The sequence below is a fragment of the Vibrio sp. R12-SG2-ISO1 genome (genome assembly GCF_059834045.1).
This window is the reverse complement of the sequence record NZ_JCBDGO010000005.1, coordinates 1-17,778: the sequence shown is the minus strand read 5'-3', so window position 1 is coordinate 17,778 and position 17,778 is coordinate 1. Positions and strand designations below refer to the sequence as shown.

Annotated in this window: 12 protein-coding genes; 9 read left to right on the top strand and 3 right to left on the bottom strand. The window is 51.9% G+C overall.

What is annotated here, in order from left to right:
- Window positions 1-7 precede the first annotated feature (7 nt).
- Entirely contained in the window at window positions 8-706 is a 699-nt protein-coding gene (locus AC6R10_RS04435) for a cytochrome c oxidase assembly protein (protein WP_500671579.1), read from the top strand.
- Complete coding sequence (locus AC6R10_RS04430) at window positions 703-1,587, top strand: cytochrome c oxidase subunit 3 (protein WP_500628470.1); 885 nt, start codon at window positions 703-705, stop codon at window positions 1,585-1,587. The genes AC6R10_RS04435 and AC6R10_RS04430 overlap by 4 nt, the downstream gene beginning before the upstream one ends.
- Window positions 1,588-1,625: 38 nt before the next feature.
- Here AC6R10_RS04430 and AC6R10_RS04425 read toward each other — a convergent pair whose 3' ends face one another.
- Window positions 1,626-1,859: a DUF2909 family protein gene (locus AC6R10_RS04425; protein ID WP_487902182.1), complete on the bottom strand. Its 234-nt coding sequence runs from the start codon at window positions 1,857-1,859 to the stop codon at window positions 1,626-1,628.
- A gap of 46 nt (window positions 1,860-1,905) precedes the next feature.
- On the opposite strand from AC6R10_RS04425, the gene AC6R10_RS04420 reads away from it, so the two are divergent.
- The 5 genes from AC6R10_RS04420 to aroG all read left to right on the top strand — a co-directional run bounded on the left by AC6R10_RS04420 (window position 1,906) and on the right by aroG (window position 6,485).
- Entirely contained in the window at window positions 1,906-2,685 is a 780-nt protein-coding gene (locus AC6R10_RS04420) for an SURF1 family protein (protein ID WP_500671578.1), read from the top strand.
- The gene (locus AC6R10_RS04415; RefSeq protein ID WP_500671577.1) at window positions 2,669-3,253 is read left to right on the top strand and encodes a redox-active disulfide-containing membrane protein; all 585 of its coding nucleotides are present in this window, start codon (window positions 2,669-2,671) and stop codon (window positions 3,251-3,253) included. The genes AC6R10_RS04420 and AC6R10_RS04415 overlap by 17 nt, the downstream gene beginning before the upstream one ends.
- A 10-nt stretch (window positions 3,254-3,263) precedes the next feature.
- Window positions 3,264-4,355 (top strand): COX15/CtaA family protein, encoded by a 1,092-nt coding sequence (locus AC6R10_RS04410; protein ID WP_500671576.1) that lies wholly within the window; start codon window positions 3,264-3,266, stop codon window positions 4,353-4,355.
- Window positions 4,348-5,244, top strand: a complete 897-nt coding sequence (gene cyoE / locus AC6R10_RS04405) for a heme o synthase (protein ID WP_500671575.1) — start codon at window positions 4,348-4,350, stop codon at window positions 5,242-5,244. The genes AC6R10_RS04410 and cyoE overlap by 8 nt, the downstream gene beginning before the upstream one ends.
- Before the next feature lie 185 nt (window positions 5,245-5,429).
- On the top strand, window positions 5,430-6,485 hold the full coding sequence (gene aroG / locus AC6R10_RS04400) for a 3-deoxy-7-phosphoheptulonate synthase AroG (protein ID WP_487902187.1): 1,056 nt from the start codon (window positions 5,430-5,432) through the stop codon (window positions 6,483-6,485).
- Between the two features lie 108 nt (window positions 6,486-6,593).
- Here aroG and AC6R10_RS04395 read toward each other — a convergent pair whose 3' ends face one another.
- Together AC6R10_RS04395 and AC6R10_RS04390 are read right to left on the bottom strand one after the other, a co-directional pair.
- On the bottom strand, window positions 6,594-8,660 hold the full coding sequence (locus AC6R10_RS04395; protein ID WP_500671574.1) for an alpha-amylase: 2,067 nt from the start codon (window positions 8,658-8,660) through the stop codon (window positions 6,594-6,596).
- A gap of 91 nt (window positions 8,661-8,751) precedes the next feature.
- Complete coding sequence (locus AC6R10_RS04390; RefSeq protein WP_334552151.1) at window positions 8,752-9,150, bottom strand: XRE family transcriptional regulator; 399 nt, start codon at window positions 9,148-9,150, stop codon at window positions 8,752-8,754.
- Between the two features lie 94 nt (window positions 9,151-9,244).
- Between AC6R10_RS04390 and AC6R10_RS04385 the strand changes: the two genes are divergently transcribed.
- Both AC6R10_RS04385 and AC6R10_RS04380 read left to right on the top strand, forming a co-directional pair.
- The gene (locus tag AC6R10_RS04385) at window positions 9,245-10,153 is read left to right on the top strand and encodes an aldo/keto reductase (RefSeq protein ID WP_500628464.1); all 909 of its coding nucleotides are present in this window, start codon (window positions 9,245-9,247) and stop codon (window positions 10,151-10,153) included.
- Between the two features lie 291 nt (window positions 10,154-10,444).
- On the top strand, window positions 10,445-17,778 hold a 7,334-nt coding region (locus AC6R10_RS04380; RefSeq protein WP_500671573.1), incomplete at its 3' end, for a retention module-containing protein.

The following is a 17,778-nucleotide window of genomic DNA, read 5'->3' as shown; positions in this document are numbered from 1 at the left end:
GTGAGAGATGAGCCAAGCAAATGCGAACCAGAAATTGACCTTAAAGCTGTGTGCTGCGGTCGTCGCTATGTTCGGTTTTGGCTTTGCACTCGTGCCGCTGTATGACGTGATGTGCGATGCGTTGGGCATCAATGGCAAAACCAACAGCGAGTCAGTGGTGGCACCTGCCGGGTTGAGTATCGATACCTCGCGAACCGTGAGAGTGGAATTTATGGCGCACAATAATCCGGGTATCGAGTGGCAGTTTCAGCCCCAATTGACCCATCTCGATGTGCACCCGGGTGAGGTGATTCAAACCGCGTATCAGGCGAAAAACCTCGCCAATCATACCGTAGTGGGGCAAGCAGTACCGTCGGTCTCACCCGGTCTAGGGGCCACCTATTTCAACAAAATAGAGTGCTTTTGTTTTAATCAGCAACCCCTCGATTCAGGGGCAGATGCCGAGATGCCACTGATTTTTTACATCGAACCGGACATTCCCGATTCGATTCATACACTGACACTCTCTTACACCCTGTATGACATCACGCAAAAAGAGACGCCATCCGTTGTTGATGACACCTCAACGCCTGTCACTGCGATGGCTCGGGTCGCATCGGTGCCATTGGCGGCTCAAGACATATTCCGTCAAGGTAGTCGGAGTCAAGGGAATGGAAGTCAAGAAAGGGTGAGTCAAGGAAGCCTTGAGCAAGGAGTTACCCCATGAGTACGAAACATCAACCGTATTTTGTTCCCGCGCAGAGCAGCTGGCCGATTGTCGGCGCCGTGGCGCTCTTTTTAATTGCTGTTGGCGCCGGGATCACGGTGCAGAGTATGGCAGAAGGGGGCGATACCAGTGTCTTCGGAAAGCTGATTTTAACCGCAGGCTTACTGTTTTTACTCTATATGTTTGCAGGTTGGTTTAGCAATGTGATCACTGAGAGCATGAGTGGCAAATACTCCGAGCAGCTTTCTCGCTCGTTTCGTCAGGGAATGAGCTGGTTTATCTTCTCGGAAATCATGTTCTTTGGCGCTTTTTTTGGTGCGCTGTTTTACGCGCGCATGGTTTCTGTCCCTTGGCTTGGCGGCGCGAGTAACAACGCCATGACTCATGAGGTGCTGTGGCCCGCTTTTGAGGCGTTGTGGCCGCTCACCACCACTCCCTCAGGCACGACCACCACAGCGATGCCTTGGCAGGGCATCCCGCTGATCAATACCTTGTTGCTGCTGACTTCCTCCATCACGCTGCATTTGGCCCACACCAGTTTGGAAAAAAATCACCGTATGGCCCTGATCGTTTGGTTGGAGCTGACGATTGTGTTGGCCTGCTTCTTCCTTTACTACCAAGGGGTGGAATATGTGCACGCCTATCAAGATTTAGGGCTCACTCTGCAATCCGGGGTGTACGGCAACACCTTCTTTTTGCTGACGGGATTTCATGGCATGCACGTGCTGCTCGGGACAACGTTTTTGATCATTTTGCTGGCACGTGTGGCGAAAGACCATTTTACGCCGAAAGACCATTTCGCTTTCCAAGCGGGCAGTTGGTATTGGCACTTTGTCGATGTGGTGTGGTTATGTTTGTTTGTCTTTGTCTACGTGCTTTAAAGAGGTAGACAAAGAAAAAGACAGGCAGATGAGAGCGGTTAATAGGGGCGCACGTTCGGCTCAATGAAACCACTAAGAAGCGCGGCAATTAACAGAATAACCGCGAGAGCAGAGAGGAACACGCGTCGCCCCAAATAGTGACTCATGGGTTTGTTGTCTTCTTTGGAGGTGTCTTGGCGCGGGCCTTTGACCATCTCAATTAATGCAAGGCCAAGATTAAACAGAATGAACAGTAGTAAGAGCACGAGCAGCAGTTTAAACAAAAAAATCATCCGAGATTCCTTACGTCGCCGGTTTTATACCCGAGGCTTTGCGTTGATGGTTCTGTTAACTGTGGTTGCCTTTTGCTTTTTGGTCAAACTTGGCTTGTGGCAGCTCTCGCGCGCAGAAGAAAAAGCGCAGATCGCGCAAAGCGTCGCAGAGCATTTGCAGCAAGGCCCTGTCGCGCTTAGTGCGTTGTCTCAAGCGCAGAGAGCGCAGCCAACCGGTGTGATGGTGCATTTCGATTACACCCCCATCGCAGGAAAAACCGTCTTGCTCGACAATCAGTCATACCAAGGCAAGGTTGGCTACTTAGCGATTCAATTGGTGGATGTGCGTGGTGTGGATGAGCATCTGTTGGTCGAACGCGGTTGGGTGGAAGCAAAAGCAACGCGAGATGTATTACCTGAGGTGGATTGGTTGAACGAGCCCGGTTCGATGAGCGCAAGGTTGTATCAGAAATCGTTCAACCCGCTCAGCAATGAGCTGTATTACGAAGCGGGCAACCCCGCGCGGGTGCAAAACATCAATACAGAGGCGCTCGCCAAACAGTGGGCCGCACCGATGGCGACGTTTATCGCCCAGCCTACCTCTTGGTCGATGGGTACAACCACTGGGGACAGTTGGCCCTATCCTCAGCCCTGGCAACCCATCTCGATGAGCCCAGAGAAGCATTTGGGTTACGCCGTGCAATGGTTCTCTATGGCGTTGGCTTTGCTACTGATTGTCTCACTGCTGCTGTTTCGTACCATCAAAAGAACGCTTGCAAAGGTCAAGGCGCATCATCGCAGCCTAGACTCGACTCACAAGGAGGTGTCGCATGACTCATGCCGCTAAAATGGGAACCCCGAATTCGGTCGATACACGTCGTGTCACCCGAGGGCGCTTGACGCTGATCGCGTTGGTGCTGTTTTTCACTCTTCCCGTGATTGCCGCCAAGGCGATTTTGGTTAAGCAGTGGTACAACTCGGGTGTGACCAATCAAGGGACTCTCATCGAGCCCCTCACCACCTTTGAGTCGCTCGGTGTCGCCAATCCTTTTCAGCACAAACAATGGCAACTGGGCTACGTTGTGCCGAGCGAATGTGAGGCGCGATGCCAACAGCAAATTCACCTTCTTGGTCAAACTCACATAGCACTAGGAAAATATCAAGAACGCGTCACCCCAGTATTGCTGCGCACCGATAAAAGCGCACCGCTCCTAGAAGAGGTCGCGTTGACCAGCATTGCGATCAATGAGGCGTTTCATCAAGTGGTCGGGGACTTTGAGTATGTGATTATCGACCCATTGGGGCAGTTAGTGATGCGTTATCCGCCAGAGCAAGACCTCGCCCAACTACCCGCGCAAAGCAAAGGCTTACTGGCGGATTTGCGCAAATTGCTCAAGCTGTCTCGGGTCGGGTAAGGGGGGAAGTATGATTACATTACTAAGAGCCAGTTTACTGCTCACCTTGATGGTCATTCTTCTTGGTGCCTATACCCGTTTGGCTGACGCAGGACTCGGGTGTCCTGATTGGCCCGGTTGTTATGGCCATTTAACGGTGCCCAACGAAAGCCACGAACTGGCCAAAGCGAACGCGCTTTACCCTGAGCTGACGGTAGAAGCAGACAAGGCGTGGCTTGAGATGATCCATCGTTACTTTGCCGGCAGCCTTGGCTTACTGGTGTTTGCCATCGCCTACCTTGGTTTGAAGCATCGAGCCTTACCTGCTGGGCTGTCTCTCGCACTCCCTGCCGTGATTGTGTTTCAAGCGTTACTGGGTATGTGGACGGTCACGATGAAGCTGATGCCGATTGTCGTCATGGGGCATCTGCTTGGTGGTTTTACGCTGTTTAGCCTGCTCTGTTTGAGTTATTGGCATGTGACTCGTTATCCGTTGGCGCACCGACTGGCTGACATCTCAGTATCTCGTGGACTGCGCTGGTTGGCTGGGTTCACGGCTTTGATAGTGGTAGCGCAGGTGGCATTAGGGGGGTGGACCTCATCAAATTACGCCGCGCTGATGTGTACTTCTCTGCCGATTTGTGAGGGAAACTGGACGCAATATTTAGATTTTGAGACGGCCTTTGAGCTTATCCAGCCTAAGAGTGAGAGTTACGAATTCGGTACTCTCGACTATGGCGCGCGAATGACGATTCATGTCACGCATCGTTTTGGCGCTATGCTGGTGATGCTGTTTGTTCTCGCGTTGGTGGTCGCGCTTAAGCGTTATCGGAATACAGAGTTTACCCTCTGTGCCCATTGGCTACTTGGACTGTTGGTCCTTCAAATCGTACTGGGAGTAAGTAACGTACTGCTCAGCTTACCTTTGGCTATTGCCGTGGCACACAACCTTGGCGCAGCGCTGCTGTTGGTCGCCACGCTGAGAGCCAATTACTTGCTAAGCCAAGTCAGTGCGCCAACGAAAGCGACGCAGCGTATCAGCCCGAGAATCGCCGCGTCTGTGAGGGCGCAATCCCCAAAGCGCCAGTCAGTGATCGACATTGAGGAGAGTGCTCATGAGTAAAACCGCGACGTTTACCTCTAGCGCGGAGAAATCACTCGCGCATCACTATTTCACGCTCACTAAACCGAAAGTGGTGGCTCTGATGCTGCTTACCGCGCTGGTGGGGATGTGTTTGGCCGTGGAAGGCCCGCTACCCATACAGCAAACGGTACTTGGATTGGTCGGCATCGCCTTGATGGCGGGTTCAGCAGCGGCGTTTAATCACCTGATCGATCGCCGAATTGACGCGATTATGGCGCGTACTTATCAAAGACCTCTGCCCTCTGGTCGCATCAAGGCAGTCAATGTATTTGTGTTCGCCTTTGCTCTTGGCGCCGTGGGGATGGGGGTATTGCTCTTTGGCGTCAACGCACTCACGGCTTGGCTGACATTAGCGAGCCTTCTTGGTTACGCGGTGGTGTACACGCTCTACCTTAAACGTGCGACACCGCAAAACATTGTTATCGCAGGCATCGCTGGGGCTATGCCTCCCTTACTTGGTTGGACGGCGGTCACCGGTGAGATGCACGCACACGCTTGGTTGCTGGTGATGATCATCTTCATCTGGACCCCGCCTCATTTTTGGGCGCTGGCTATCCATCGCAAAGCAGATTACGCCAAAGCTGACATCCCCATGCTACCTGTGACGCATGGCGAAGAGTACACCAAAACCTCGATCTTGCTCTACACCGTGCTGTTGACCTTGGTTTGCTTAATGCCTGCCTTAGTCGGTATGGCAGGCACCATGTATTGGGTCGGGGCAACTCTGCTCTGCCTCGGCTTTGTTGCTCATGCCTGGAAACTGAAATTCGCTCCCACCAACAAGTCAGCCATTGAGACGTTTAAGTACTCAATCTATCAGTTAATGCTGCTGTTTCTGCTGCTTTTAGTTGATCATTACTGGGTGTAAATATTAATGGACGGACGGTGTAAATTTTAAAGTTGGAGATAATATTGCCTTTTAAATAAAATAATGCTTGCAAGCCTTGTTTTTGGCAGATAAGTTACTGGGAACAGAGTGACGAGAGATTGAACATTTTTGCATCACTATCTTTGATGCTGTGTTCAGGCCAAGAAAATAGGAAGAAGTAAGCGATGTTTCAAACTGATGATGTACGAATTAACCAAGTAAAAGAGTTATTACCCCCTGTTGCTGTTTTAGAGAAGTTTCCGGCGACTGAGTCTGCTTCTTCAACCACGTTTCGTTCGCGTGAAGCGATTTCTAATATTTTAAAAGGCGATGATGACCGTTTGTTGGTCATCATCGGGCCTTGTTCTATTCATGATCCTGAAGCCGCGTTGGAATATGGTCAGCGTCTCAAGGTTCTGCGTGATGAGTTAGGTGATCGTCTTGAAGTCGTGATGCGCGTTTATTTTGAGAAGCCGCGTACCACCGTTGGCTGGAAAGGCTTGATCAACGACCCGTACTTAAATGACTCATTTGCGATCAATGATGGTTTGCGTATGGGGCGTAAATTACTGTTGGATTTGACCGACATGGGCATGCCCACCGCAAGCGAATTTTTAGATATGATCACCCCGCAGTATGTGGCGGATTTGATCAGCTGGGGCGCGATTGGTGCACGTACGACAGAGTCACAAGTGCATCGTGAACTCGCTTCGGGTCTCTCTTGCCCGGTTGGATTTAAGAACGGCACGGATGGAAACATCAAGATCGCGTCCGATGCAATTCGAAGCGCTGGCGCATCGCACCACTTCCTTTCGGTGACCAAATTTGGCCATTCAGCCATTGTCGAGACAGCAGGCAACCCAGATTGCCACATTATTTTGCGTGGTGGTAAAGAGCCAAACTACAGCGCAGATCACGTCGGCACCATCAAAGCGGAGCTGGAAGCCTCAGGTTTGCCACAAAAAGTGATGATCGACTTTAGCCATGCGAACAGTTCAAAGCAGTACCAAAACCAGATGGTTGTGGCAGAGGACGTGGCAGGACAAATTGCAGGCGGTGAAGACGCAGTATTTGGTGTGATGATTGAGTCTCACCTTGTGGAAGGTCGCCAAGACTTGGTGGCGGGCTGTGAGCTGACGTACGGTCAATCCATTACCGATGCGTGTATTGGTTGGGATGATACCGAGAAGGTTCTGCGCCAACTCGCTCAAGCGGTCGAAACGCGTCGTAATAACCGTTAATTCTCACCTTCTTGACCTCTTTCCAATAAAAACGGGCTCCGCGGAGCCCGTTTGCTTTTCTATTGCATTCGCTAATGTGCGTTAGCGGCTAATGCTCTCATTCACTCTTTACTCGCGCTTGGTGCCGACAAAGGCAACAACGACCTTGTCGTCTCCTAAGGTGCGAGAGAAGACGTACTCTTGGTTGTTGTCAATCACACGGTGGACTCCGCCGCCAATCGCTGGGTGATTCTGACGAAATTGACCCACACGTTGCCAGTGCGCAAGAAGCGCCTGGCGCTCTTTATCCAGTGTCCAAAGCATGTCTGAGCGTGTCCCTTGATGGAAGTCATCGGCATAAGGGCCTATTTCACGTCCCACTTCATCGCCGTAATAGACTTGGACCGCCCCCGGGCTGAGCAGCAGCGCGTTGGCTGCACTGCGCTGCACATCAAGCGAGTTGAAACGGCTGAAAAACAGTTCGGTATCGTGTGATGACATGTAGCTCACCGGGGTAAAGTCCGGTGTTTCTTGCATGGAATCTGCGTAGTTTTGATAGGTGCTTTGCATCTTGCTAAAGCAGGCGGCGCCCTTATCCATTTTCTTTTGTAGATCAAAGTTGATTAGGGCATCGAAGCCTTGATCGGCATAGGGAGAGCGGTAAGCTGAGTGTCCCCAGACTTCACCCATCATCCAAAACGGCTCGCCCGATTGACCATTGGCTTCACGCCACTGCTCTAGACTTGTGCTGGCTTGTTCTTTGAGTCGTTGCCATACTTCGCCCTCGACGTGTTTGACGGTATCAACACGAAAACCATCAATCCCAAAACGTTTAACCCAGTCACTCTGCCATTCAATCAGATAATCCGAGACGCGATAATTGTCGCGGCGTTGAACGCGTGTGCCCGGGTTGTCCAATAGCCATTGCGGCGGTGTCACAAATTGTTGTGATTCAGTACGGAAATCAGGTAACCCAGCCAGTGTCATTTCGATGTCGCTTGAGCCCGGTGCAGGGTATCCCGGTAGGCCCGCTCTGACCCAATCGCCACCCCACCAAGATTGCCATAGTGGGCTGTTGTAATCGATGGCTTGGTGGAAACTGTGCCAGTTCTCATCACCGTTTGGTTGCCAATTTTGCCAAGTGGCCGGCATTTTACCTGCATTGACGACCTCGATGTTGTCGGTTTGCAGATCGGCTAAGGTGGCGTACCCCGAATGGTTGATCACGGCATCGAGGAAAATCTTCATACCGCGTTTGTGGGCTTCGGCGACTAACGTTTTCAGGTCGTCCTCTTGCCCAAAGTTGGCGTCAATTTTCGTGAAATCACGTGTCCAGTAGCCGTGATAGCTGTAAAACGGGAAGCTGCCCTTTTCTCCGCCACCGACAAAGCCATGCACCTGTTCTACTATGGGCGATAACCAAATCACATCCGTCCCTAGGCTTTGAATGTAATCGAGTTTTTCTATTACCCCTTTAAGATCGCCGCCGTGGAAGGTGCCCACTTCATCTTTGCCATCCTTGCGACGACCGTAGCTGGCATCATTACTGGTATCGCCGTTGTGGAACCTGTCCACCATAGCGAAATAAATGTTGGCGTTACGATAGGTAAAGTCGCGCTCTACGGGCTCGGTGAGCACTGGCTCAAGGAGTAGGACGCCACCACTATTTTCACTCGGTTCGAGTGAGATTTGACCGTCGCGTACGGTGACGATTTGACCGCTTAAGGCCTCTTTTAGCTCGGTACCATCGGGGAAGGTGTCACCTAAGTTTAGTGTGACGGGGCCACCCACGTATTGACGACAATTCACATCCGGTAGTGGTCGTTTGAACGTTGTAGTGGTGTTTTTCTTCGCTTCGCGGGCGATCACCAATGTATTTGCTTTGGCGTCGTATTCGAAGGAGTAATCACCGCTAAAGCGGATGTTGACGGGCAGAGTCGTTGCCGTTTGACAGTTCAGGGCAATCGGCTGCCTGAACTTGACCTGCTCGAGGTTTGTGGTGGGGCAATCACCACCGGTAGCGGAAATGTGTAGCGTATACTCTTGTTTGGGCAGCGGTAAGACCAAGGGCGTATCGCTATTGAGAGGAAAATCTCGGCTGGTGGTTGTGGTTGAGAGAGTGAGAGTGGGTGACGCGAATGCAGTCGCACTCAACAGCCCACCAATCACTATACAGTGTGGTTGATATCGTTTCACGTTCTGTCCTTGTTGTTTTTTTAGACAGAATACTGCGAACGAAGCGGCGCCACATCCTACCCCCGATCTACGCCCTAAATTTTGCTCTTAGTCACAGTTCTTTCGGGCTGTGACGATGAAGAAATTGCAGCATCGACGCCTGGTCAAGATAGCCATCGGATTTCTTATGGGCACGTAAATATTGGTATGCCGCGATCACCTTGCGATGTTGCTCGATGGGCTCTGGTGTTTGGCCCATGACGGTCTCATACGCCATGGTGTAAGCGGGCATATCGACCACTTCCGCTTGCCTGTAGAGATACCCACACCCTGTGGCTAACCACTCCAGTGAGCAGTTGGCCTTCATCGCGATCTGATTCGCTTTGGCCAAGCTAGGTTCACTGCCTTTGAGATATTTGCGAATCAGGGCTTCGGAGAGCTCGACCCGACGCGCAAAACCAGAAATGGACTCTTCACCGATGAGGGCTTGAAGACGCAGTGCAAAACTCATTTTCGTACTCCAGTTCGAAATTCTGCACAGTATACGTTGTAGGTTGAAACAAACAAGAATAGGGTAGAAGCGTTCTTTTTTTAGGAGGTAAAAGATGGTGTCTAAAGTAACAATTGCGCCGCAGGGCCCCGAATTTTCACAGATGATTCAAGGCTACTGGCGTTTAGCAGAATGGGGTATGACGCCGCAAGAGCGTTTGACGTTCCTTAAGCAGCACATTGAGCTAGGCGTAACCACGGTAGACCATGCGGACATTTACGGTGGCTACGAGTGTGAGCAGCTGTTTGGTGAAGCGTTGAAGCTGGATCCTTGTGTACGTGACCAAATTGAGATTGTCACTAAGTGCGATATCAACCTATGCGTGGATAAGTTCCCGCAGCGTAAAGTGAACCACTACGACACCAGTGCGGCCCACATTTACCAATCGGTGAATAATTCACTGGAGCGTTTGGCAGTGGAGCAGATTGATGTATTGCTGATCCATCGTCCAGATGCCTTGATGGACGCAGACGAAGTGGCAGAGGCTTTTGCCGAGCTACGCAAAGTAGGTAAAGTGAAGCACTTTGGTGTATCGAACTTTTCTCCTCGTCAGTTCGAACTGCTGCAATCGCGCGTTTCTCAGCCTTTGGTGACCAATCAGGTGGAAATTAACCCACTCAATTTTGATGTTGTCCATGACGGCACCCTAGATCAAATGCAAATGCTTCGCACGCTACCGATGGCGTGGTCTTGTCTTGGTGGAGGCAGCATTTTCAGTGGGGACACAGAGCAAGCTGCTCGCGTACGTGATGAACTGGAAGCGATCCGCGCTGAAATCGGCGCAAGCAGCATCGATCAAGTGATCTACGCCTGGGTACGTCGTCTACCGTCGAATCCGCTGCCTATTATCGGTTCAGGCAAAATTGAGCGAGTGAAATCGGCCGTCGAGTCACTACAGTTCGAGCTGACACGTGAGCAGTGGTACCGTGTTTGGGTTGCATCGAAAGGGCACGGTGTGCCATAGAAATCGCAAAAGAATAATAATAATGAGAAGGGAGTCAGCGTTTGCTGGCTCTTTTTATTTTATCGTCTCCTATACTGAAAGTGCCTCATGTCATTGCTGAGACTGTGGCGAAAAAGCTCAATCTTTGCTTACTCTCGCTGTGAGATTGAGTGATGATGTTAGATGTGCATGGTTTTTGCATCTCTAAAATTACAACTCTAATAATAAATTCTCGTTTCAGTCAGTTCGCTCTAGTGCAACACCCGTATCCACGTCAAAGACGTGGGAAGCTAATTGACAAAGGGAAATGTTATGGACGTAGAAGTCATTCGCCAGCCAAGTCGTGTCAAAGAAGTGAATGGTGATGTCGTGATCGCCTCGCCCAACGGGGAGGCGCGCAAAGCGCAAGTCGGTGAGAATATCAACATCGGTGAGATGATCATCACCGCTCAAGGTGGGACGCTCGTTCTCGAAGACGTATCAGAAACACTGTTTATTGATGAAAATTGCGTCAGCTGCATAGAACCAGGTGACGGATTTGGTTGGGCAACCGCGCCAGTCAGCGGCGACATTCAGGTTGATGATGCGCTACTTGGTGAAGGGGCACTGAGCGGTGATGAATTGGCGGCCATTCAAGAGGCTATTCTTGCGGGCGCTGACCCGACGGCGATTTTAGAAGCCACGGCAGCGGGTGCAGGGACGAGTGGCTCAGCCAACGGCGGCTTCATTACTATCGCGTACAATAATCCCGAAGTACTGGCGAGCACCTTTTTCGAAACCGCGGGTTTCAATGCTCAGGCCCAGTCTGAAACGCAAGATACTGGACGCCGCTTTCAATTTTCTCCAGGTGGCGAGAGCGTAGCAGCCACCCTGTCTGAAGGTTCGTTATCTCTCGGGACCTATCCTGCCACTATTGTCAGCAGCACTCTCATTGCTGCCGGGGATCTTACTCTCGATCCCGAGTCTTTTGTTCCTGAGACCTCATCCATAGCCGCGCTGCTCACAGAACTCAATAGTGATATCACCTCGAATGGCGGGGATGTCCTGTTTTCCTATAATGATTCGCAAAATGCAATTATTGGTGTCAATGAGCAAGGGGAAGTATTACGCATTGACATTAACGCAGCCAATATTGGTCGAGACATCAATCTGGAGATCACCACAACGCTGAGTCAACCGATCGATCATCTTCCGTCAGTCGCGGGAGGTTTGGTGGCGTTTAATGAGGACAAAATCACGATCAACATTGAGATTCAGGGAGCGGATACTTTAGGTAACCTATTGCGCTCACCTATCAGTGTGAGCACGGCGATCAGTGACGGTGAGGTGCCGACACTGTCTCCTATCGACGGTAAAACGGCACTAGAATCAAGTTTGGCGACGGGAACGGAGGCAGGCAGTGTTAGCCCGATTGTAACGGGATCGATAGCCGGTCAGCTTGGCAGTGATCAAGTGGTGGGTGTACGCCTGGACGTCGAGGCATTCAACCAGAGTCAGCAGACCAATGGTCTCACCGCTGCAGGGCAAATCGTGACTCTTGAGGCTAACCCGTCTCAGCCGGGTGAGTATGTTGGATTTGTTATACAAGGTGAGGAGCGAGTCGATGTCTTTTCTCTCACCATTGAGAGCGTCAGCAACCTGAGTTCTGGCGGTTTTGAAGCCGAGTATCAATTCGAACTGCTTGCGCCGCTTGACCATTCAGAGCAGGGCAAAGACGACGTTTTAGTTTCACTGCCTTTTTTCGCGATTGATTCCGATAACGATACTACCGCCAATAGCAATTTAGTCATTACCGTCGTGGATGATGTTCCTTTGGTATCAGATGCGAAGATTGTGGTGACCGAACCGGATGTTCAATATGGCAACGAATCACAGCCCATTACGCTCATCAGTGCGTCGGGCGCCGAGCAAGGCGTGGTGACGCAGTTCACCTTTGATGGCGGCGACCCGATTCCGTTAGTCGACGGTCAAAGTGAATACTTGGTCACCGACGGTAAAGTGATTGTGTCTGCCGATGGCACACTCTCGTTTGCGCCAGATAGAAACATCGATCATCACTCAGCCAATGACGTGGTGAGCCACACCTTAGTGGCGACCATTGAAGATGGCGATGGTGACGTGTTGACCAGCACGGTGGCTATCGATATTCGCGATGGTAATGACCCCGTCATCACTCAAATCGAGACCGCGCAAGTCTCAGAATCTGGGTTAACCGGTGGCACGCAAGCAGGCCAAGCTGCCGTGCAAGACAGCGGCAAAATCACCATCGATGTCGGCAGTGATGACATTGCCGCGCTGACACTCGATATTGCGGGCTTTACCGAGCAATCGACATTGAAAGCGCAAGGGCAAACCGTGCGCTTGATAGAAGACTCTGATGTGCCCGGTCAATACCTGGGAGTGATTACCGTTGACGGGCAAGAGGTGCCTGTTTTTGAGGTCGCGCTCGACCAAGCCACCCTTAAAGATTACACCTTTACCTTGCTCAGACCGCTCGATCACAGCGGTGATAATGATGAGAGCTTGGTGATTAACTTGCCGGTGGTCGCGGTGGACAGCGATGGTGATGAATCAGCATCGGTGAATCTCGCTATCACCGTCAATGACGACATTCAGACGGTGGTGGATGGCGAGATAAAGGTCACCGAGCCTGATACGCAGTACGATAACGAATCACAGCCGATTACGCTCATCAGTGCGTCGGGCGCCGAGCAAGGCGAGGTAACGCAATTCACCTTTGATGGCGGTGACCCGATCACGTTAGTGGACGGTCAAAGTGAGTATGCCGTTACCGACGGCAAAGTGATCGTCTCTGCCGATGGCACACTCTCGTTTGCGCCAGATAGAAACATCGATCACTCAGCCAGTGACGTGGTGAGCCACACCTTAGTGGCGACCATTGAAGATGGCGATGGTGACGTGTTGACCAGCACGGTGGCTATCGATATTACCGATGGTAATGACCCCGTCATCACTCAAATCGAGACCGCGCAAGTCTCAGAATCTGGTTTAACGGGCGGCACGCAAGCGGGTCAAACCACGGTGCAAGATAGCGGCAAAATCACCATCGATGTCGGCAGTGATGACATTGCCGCGCTGACACTCGATTTAGCGCGCTTTACCGAACAATCGACATTGAAAGCGCAAGGGCAAACCGTGCGCTTGATAGAAGACTCTGATGTGCCCGGTCAATACCTGGGAGTGATTACCGTTGACGGGCAAGAGGTGCCTGTTTTTGAGGTCGCGCTCGATCAAGCCACCCTTAAAGATTACACCTTTACCTTGCTCAGACCGCTCGATCACAGCGGTGATAATGATGAGAGCTTGGTGATTAACTTGCCGGTGGTCGCGGTGGACAGCGATGGTGATGAATCAGCATCGGTGAATCTCGCTATCACCGTCAATGACGACATTCAGACGGTGGTGGATGGCGAGATAAAGGTCACCGAGCCTGATACGCAGTACGATAACGAATCACAGCCCATTACGCTCATTAGTGCGTCGGGCGCTGAACAAGGCGTGGTGACGCAGTTCACCTTTGATGGCGGTGACCCGATTCCGTTAGTCGACGGTCAAAGTGAATACTTGGTCACCGACGGTAAAGTGATTGTGTCTGCCGATGGCACGCTCTCGTTTGCGCCAGATAGAAACATCGATCATCACTCAGCCAGTGACGTGGTGAGCCACACCTTAGTGGCGACCATTGAAGATGGCGATGGTGACGTGTTGACCAGTACGGTCACTATCGATATTCGCGATGGGAATGACCCTATCATCACTCAAATCGAGACCGCGCAAGTCTCAGAATCTGGTTTAACGGGCGGCACGCAAGCAGGCCAAGCCGCGGTGCAAGATAGCGGCAAAATCACCATCGATGTCGGCAGTGATGACATTGCCGCGCTGACACTCGATATCACGCGCTTTACCGAGCAATCGACATTGAAAGCGCAAGGGCAAACCGTGCGCTTGATAGAAGACTCTGATGTGCCCGGTCAATACCTGGGAGTGATTACCGTTGACGGGCAAGAGGTGCCTGTTTTTGAGGTCGCGCTCGATCAAGCCACCCTTAAAGATTACACCTTTACCTTGCTCAGACCGCTCGATCACAGCGGTGATAATGATGAGAGCTTGGTGATTAACTTGCCGGTGGTCGCGGTGGACAGCGATGGTGATGAATCAGCATCGGTGAATCTCGCTATCACCGTCAATGACGACATTCAGACGGTGGTGGATGGCGAGATAAAGGTCACCGAGCCTGATACGCAGTACGATAACGAATCACAGCCCATTACGCTCATCAGTGCGTCGGGCGCCGAGCAAGGCGTGGTGACGCAGTTCACCTTTGATGGCGGTGACCCGATTCCGTTAGTGGACGGTCAAAGTGAGTATGTCGTTACCGACGGCAAAGTGATCGTCTCTGCCGATGGCACGCTCTCGTTTGCGCCAGACAGAAACATCGATCACTCAGCCAGTGACGTGGTGAGCCACACCTTAGTGGCGACCATTAAAGATGGCGATGGTGACGTGTTGACCAGTACGGTTACTATCGATATTCGCGATGGGAATGACCCTATCATCACTCAAATCGAGACCGCGCAAGTCTCAGAATCTGGTTTAACGGGTGGCACGCAAGCGGGTCAAACCACGGTGCAAGACAGTGGTCAAATCACCATCGATGTCGGCAGTGATGACATTGCCGCGCTGACACTCGATATTGCGGGCTTTACCGAGCAATCGACATTGAAAGCGCAAGGGCAAACCGTGCGCTTGATAGAAGACTCTGATGTGCCCGGTCAATACCTGGGGGTGATCACCGTTGACGGGCAAGAGGTGCCTGTTTTTGAGGTCGCGCTCGATCAAGTCACCCTTAAAGATTACACCTTTACCTTGCTCAGACCGCTCGATCACAGCGGTGATAATGATGAGAGCTTGGTGATTAACTTGCCGGTGATCGCGGTAGACAGCGACGGCGATGACTCGGTGTCGGTGAATCTCGCGATCACCGTCAATGACGACATTCAGACGGTGGTAGATGGCGAGATAAAGGTCACCGAGCCTGATACGCAGTACGATAACGAATCACAGCCGATTACGCTCATTAGTGCGTCGGGCGCGGAGCAAGGCGTGGTTACGCAATTCACCTTTGATGGCGGCGACGCGATCACGCTGGTTGAGGGGAAAAATGAATACTTGGTCACCGATGGCAAAGTGATTGTGTCTGCCGATGGCACGCTCTCGTTTGCGCCAGACAGAAACATCGACCACTCAGCCAGTGACGTGGTGAGCCACACCTTAGTGGCGACCATTGAAGATGGCGATGGTGACGTGTTGACCAGTACGGTCACTATCGATATTAAAGATGGTAATGACCCTATCATCACTCAAATCGAGACCGCGCAAGTGTCAGAATCCGGTTTAACGGGTGGCACGCAAGCGGGTCAAACCACGGTGCAAGACAGTGGTCAAATCACCATCGATGTCGGCAGTGATGACATTGCCGCGCTGACACTCGATATTGCGGGCTTTACCGAGCACTCGACATTGAAAGCGCAAGGGCAAACCGTGCGCTTGATAGAAGACTCTGATGTGCCCGGTCAATACCTGGGGGTGATCACCGTTGACGGGCAAGAGGTGCCTGTTTTTGAGGTCGCGCTCGATCAAGTCACCCTTAAAGATTACACCTTTACCTTGCTCAGACCGCTCGATCACAGCGGTGATAATGATGAGAGCTTGGTGATTAACTTGCCGGTGATCGCGGTAGACAGCGACGGCGATGACTCGGTGTCGGTGAATCTCGCGATCACCGTCAATGACGACATTCAGACGGTGGTGGATGGCGAGATAAAGGTCACCGAGCCTGATACGCAGTACGATAACGAATCACAGCCGATTACGCTCATCAGTGCGTCGGGCGCCGAGCAAGGCGAGGTAACGCAATTCACCTTTGATGGCGGTGACCCGATCACGTTAGTCGACGGTCAAAGTGAGTATGCCGTTACCGACGGCAAAGTGATCGTCTCTGCCGATGGCACGCTCTCGTTTGCGCCAGATAGAAACATCGATCACTCAGCCAGTGACGTGGTGAGCCACACCTTAGTGGCGACCATTGAAGATGGTGATGGTGACGTGTTGACCAGTACGGTCACTATCGATATTCGCGATGGGAATGACCCTATCATCACTCAAATCGAGACGGCGCAAGTGTCAGAATCTGGTTTAACGGGCGGCACGCAAGCAGGTCAGACCACGGTGCAAGACAGTGGTCAAATCACCATCGATGTCGGCAGTGATGACATTGCCGCGCTGACTCTCGATATCACGCGCTTTACCGAGCAATCGACATTGAAAGCGCAAGGGCAAACCGTGCGCTTGATAGAAGACTCTGATGTGCCCGGTCAATACCTGGGGGTGATCACCGTTGACGGGCAAGAGGTGCCTGTTTTTGAGGTCGCGCTCGATCAAGTCACCCTTAAAGATTACACCTTTACCTTGCTCAGACCGCTCGATCACAGCGGTGATAATGATGAGAGCTTGGTGATTAACTTGCCGGTGGTCGCGGTGGACAGCGATGGTGATGAATCAGCATCGGTGAATCTCGCTATCACCGTCAATGACGACATTCAGACGGTGGTGGATGGCGAGATAAAGGTCACCGAGCCTGATACGCAGTACGATAACGAATCACAGCCGATTACGCTCATCAGTGCGTCGGGCGCCGAGCAAGGCGAGGTAACGCAATTCACCTTTGATGGCGGTGACCCGATCACGTTAGTGGACGGTCAAAGTGAGTATGCCGTTACCGACGGCAAAGTGATCGTCTCTGCCGATGGCACACTCTCGTTTGCGCCAGATAGAAACATCGATCACTCAGCCAGTGACGTGGTGAGCCACACCTTAGTGGCGACCATTGAAGATGGCGATGGTGACGTGTTGACCAGCACGGTGGCTATCGATATTACCGATGGTAATGACCCCGTCATCACTCAAATCGAGACCGCGCAAGTCTCAGAATCTGGTTTAACGGGCGGCACGCAAGCGGGTCAAACCACGGTGCAAGATAGCGGCAAAATCACCATCGATGTCGGCAGTGATGACATTGCCGCGCTGACACTCGATTTAGCGCGCTTTACCGAACAATCGACATTGAAAGCGCAAGGGCAAACCGTGCGCTTGATAGAAGACTCTGATGTGCCCGGTCAATACCTGGGAGTGATTACCGTTGACGGGCAAGAGGTGCCTGTTTTTGAGGTCGCGCTCGATCAAGTCACCCTTAAAGATTACACCTTTACCTTGCTCAGACCGCTCGATCACAGCGGTGATAATGATGAGAGCTTGGTGATTAACTTGCCGGTGATCGCGGTAGACAGCGACGGCGATGACTCGGTGTCGGTGAATCTCGCGATCACCGTCAATGACGACATTCAGACGGTGGTGGATGGCGAGATAAAGGTCACCGAGCCTGATACGCAGTACGATAACGAATCACAGCCGATTACGCTCATTAGTGCGTCGGGCGCCGAGCAAGGCGTGGTGACGCAGTTCACCTTTGATGGCGGCGACTCGATTCCGTTAGTCGACGGTCAAAGTGAATACTTGGTCACCGACGGTAAAGTGATTGTGTCTGCCGATGGCACACTCTCGTTTGC

What these genes read in the sequence shown, in the direction of transcription:
- AC6R10_RS04425 (WP_487902182.1), bottom strand. Translation starts at nt 1,859, where the DNA reads ATGATTTTTTTGTTTAAACTGCTGCTCGTGCTCTTACTACTGTTCATT.
- AC6R10_RS04420 (WP_500671578.1), top strand. Translation starts at nt 1,906, where the DNA reads ATGGTTCTGTTAACTGTGGTTGCCTTTTGCTTTTTGGTCAAACTTGGC.
- AC6R10_RS04430 (WP_500628470.1), top strand. Translation starts at nt 703, where the DNA reads ATGAGTACGAAACATCAACCGTATTTTGTTCCCGCGCAGAGCAGCTGG.
- AC6R10_RS04385 (WP_500628464.1), top strand. Translation starts at nt 9,245, where the DNA reads ATGGTGTCTAAAGTAACAATTGCGCCGCAGGGCCCCGAATTTTCACAG.
- aroG (WP_487902187.1), top strand. Translation starts at nt 5,430, where the DNA reads ATGTTTCAAACTGATGATGTACGAATTAACCAAGTAAAAGAGTTATTA.
- AC6R10_RS04415 (WP_500671577.1), top strand. Translation starts at nt 2,669, where the DNA reads ATGACTCATGCCGCTAAAATGGGAACCCCGAATTCGGTCGATACACGT.
- cyoE (WP_500671575.1), top strand. Translation starts at nt 4,348, where the DNA reads ATGAGTAAAACCGCGACGTTTACCTCTAGCGCGGAGAAATCACTCGCG.
- AC6R10_RS04435 (WP_500671579.1), top strand. Translation starts at nt 8, where the DNA reads ATGAGCCAAGCAAATGCGAACCAGAAATTGACCTTAAAGCTGTGTGCT.
- AC6R10_RS04390 (WP_334552151.1), bottom strand. Translation starts at nt 9,150, where the DNA reads ATGAGTTTTGCACTGCGTCTTCAAGCCCTCATCGGTGAAGAGTCCATT.
- AC6R10_RS04410 (WP_500671576.1), top strand. Translation starts at nt 3,264, where the DNA reads ATGATTACATTACTAAGAGCCAGTTTACTGCTCACCTTGATGGTCATT.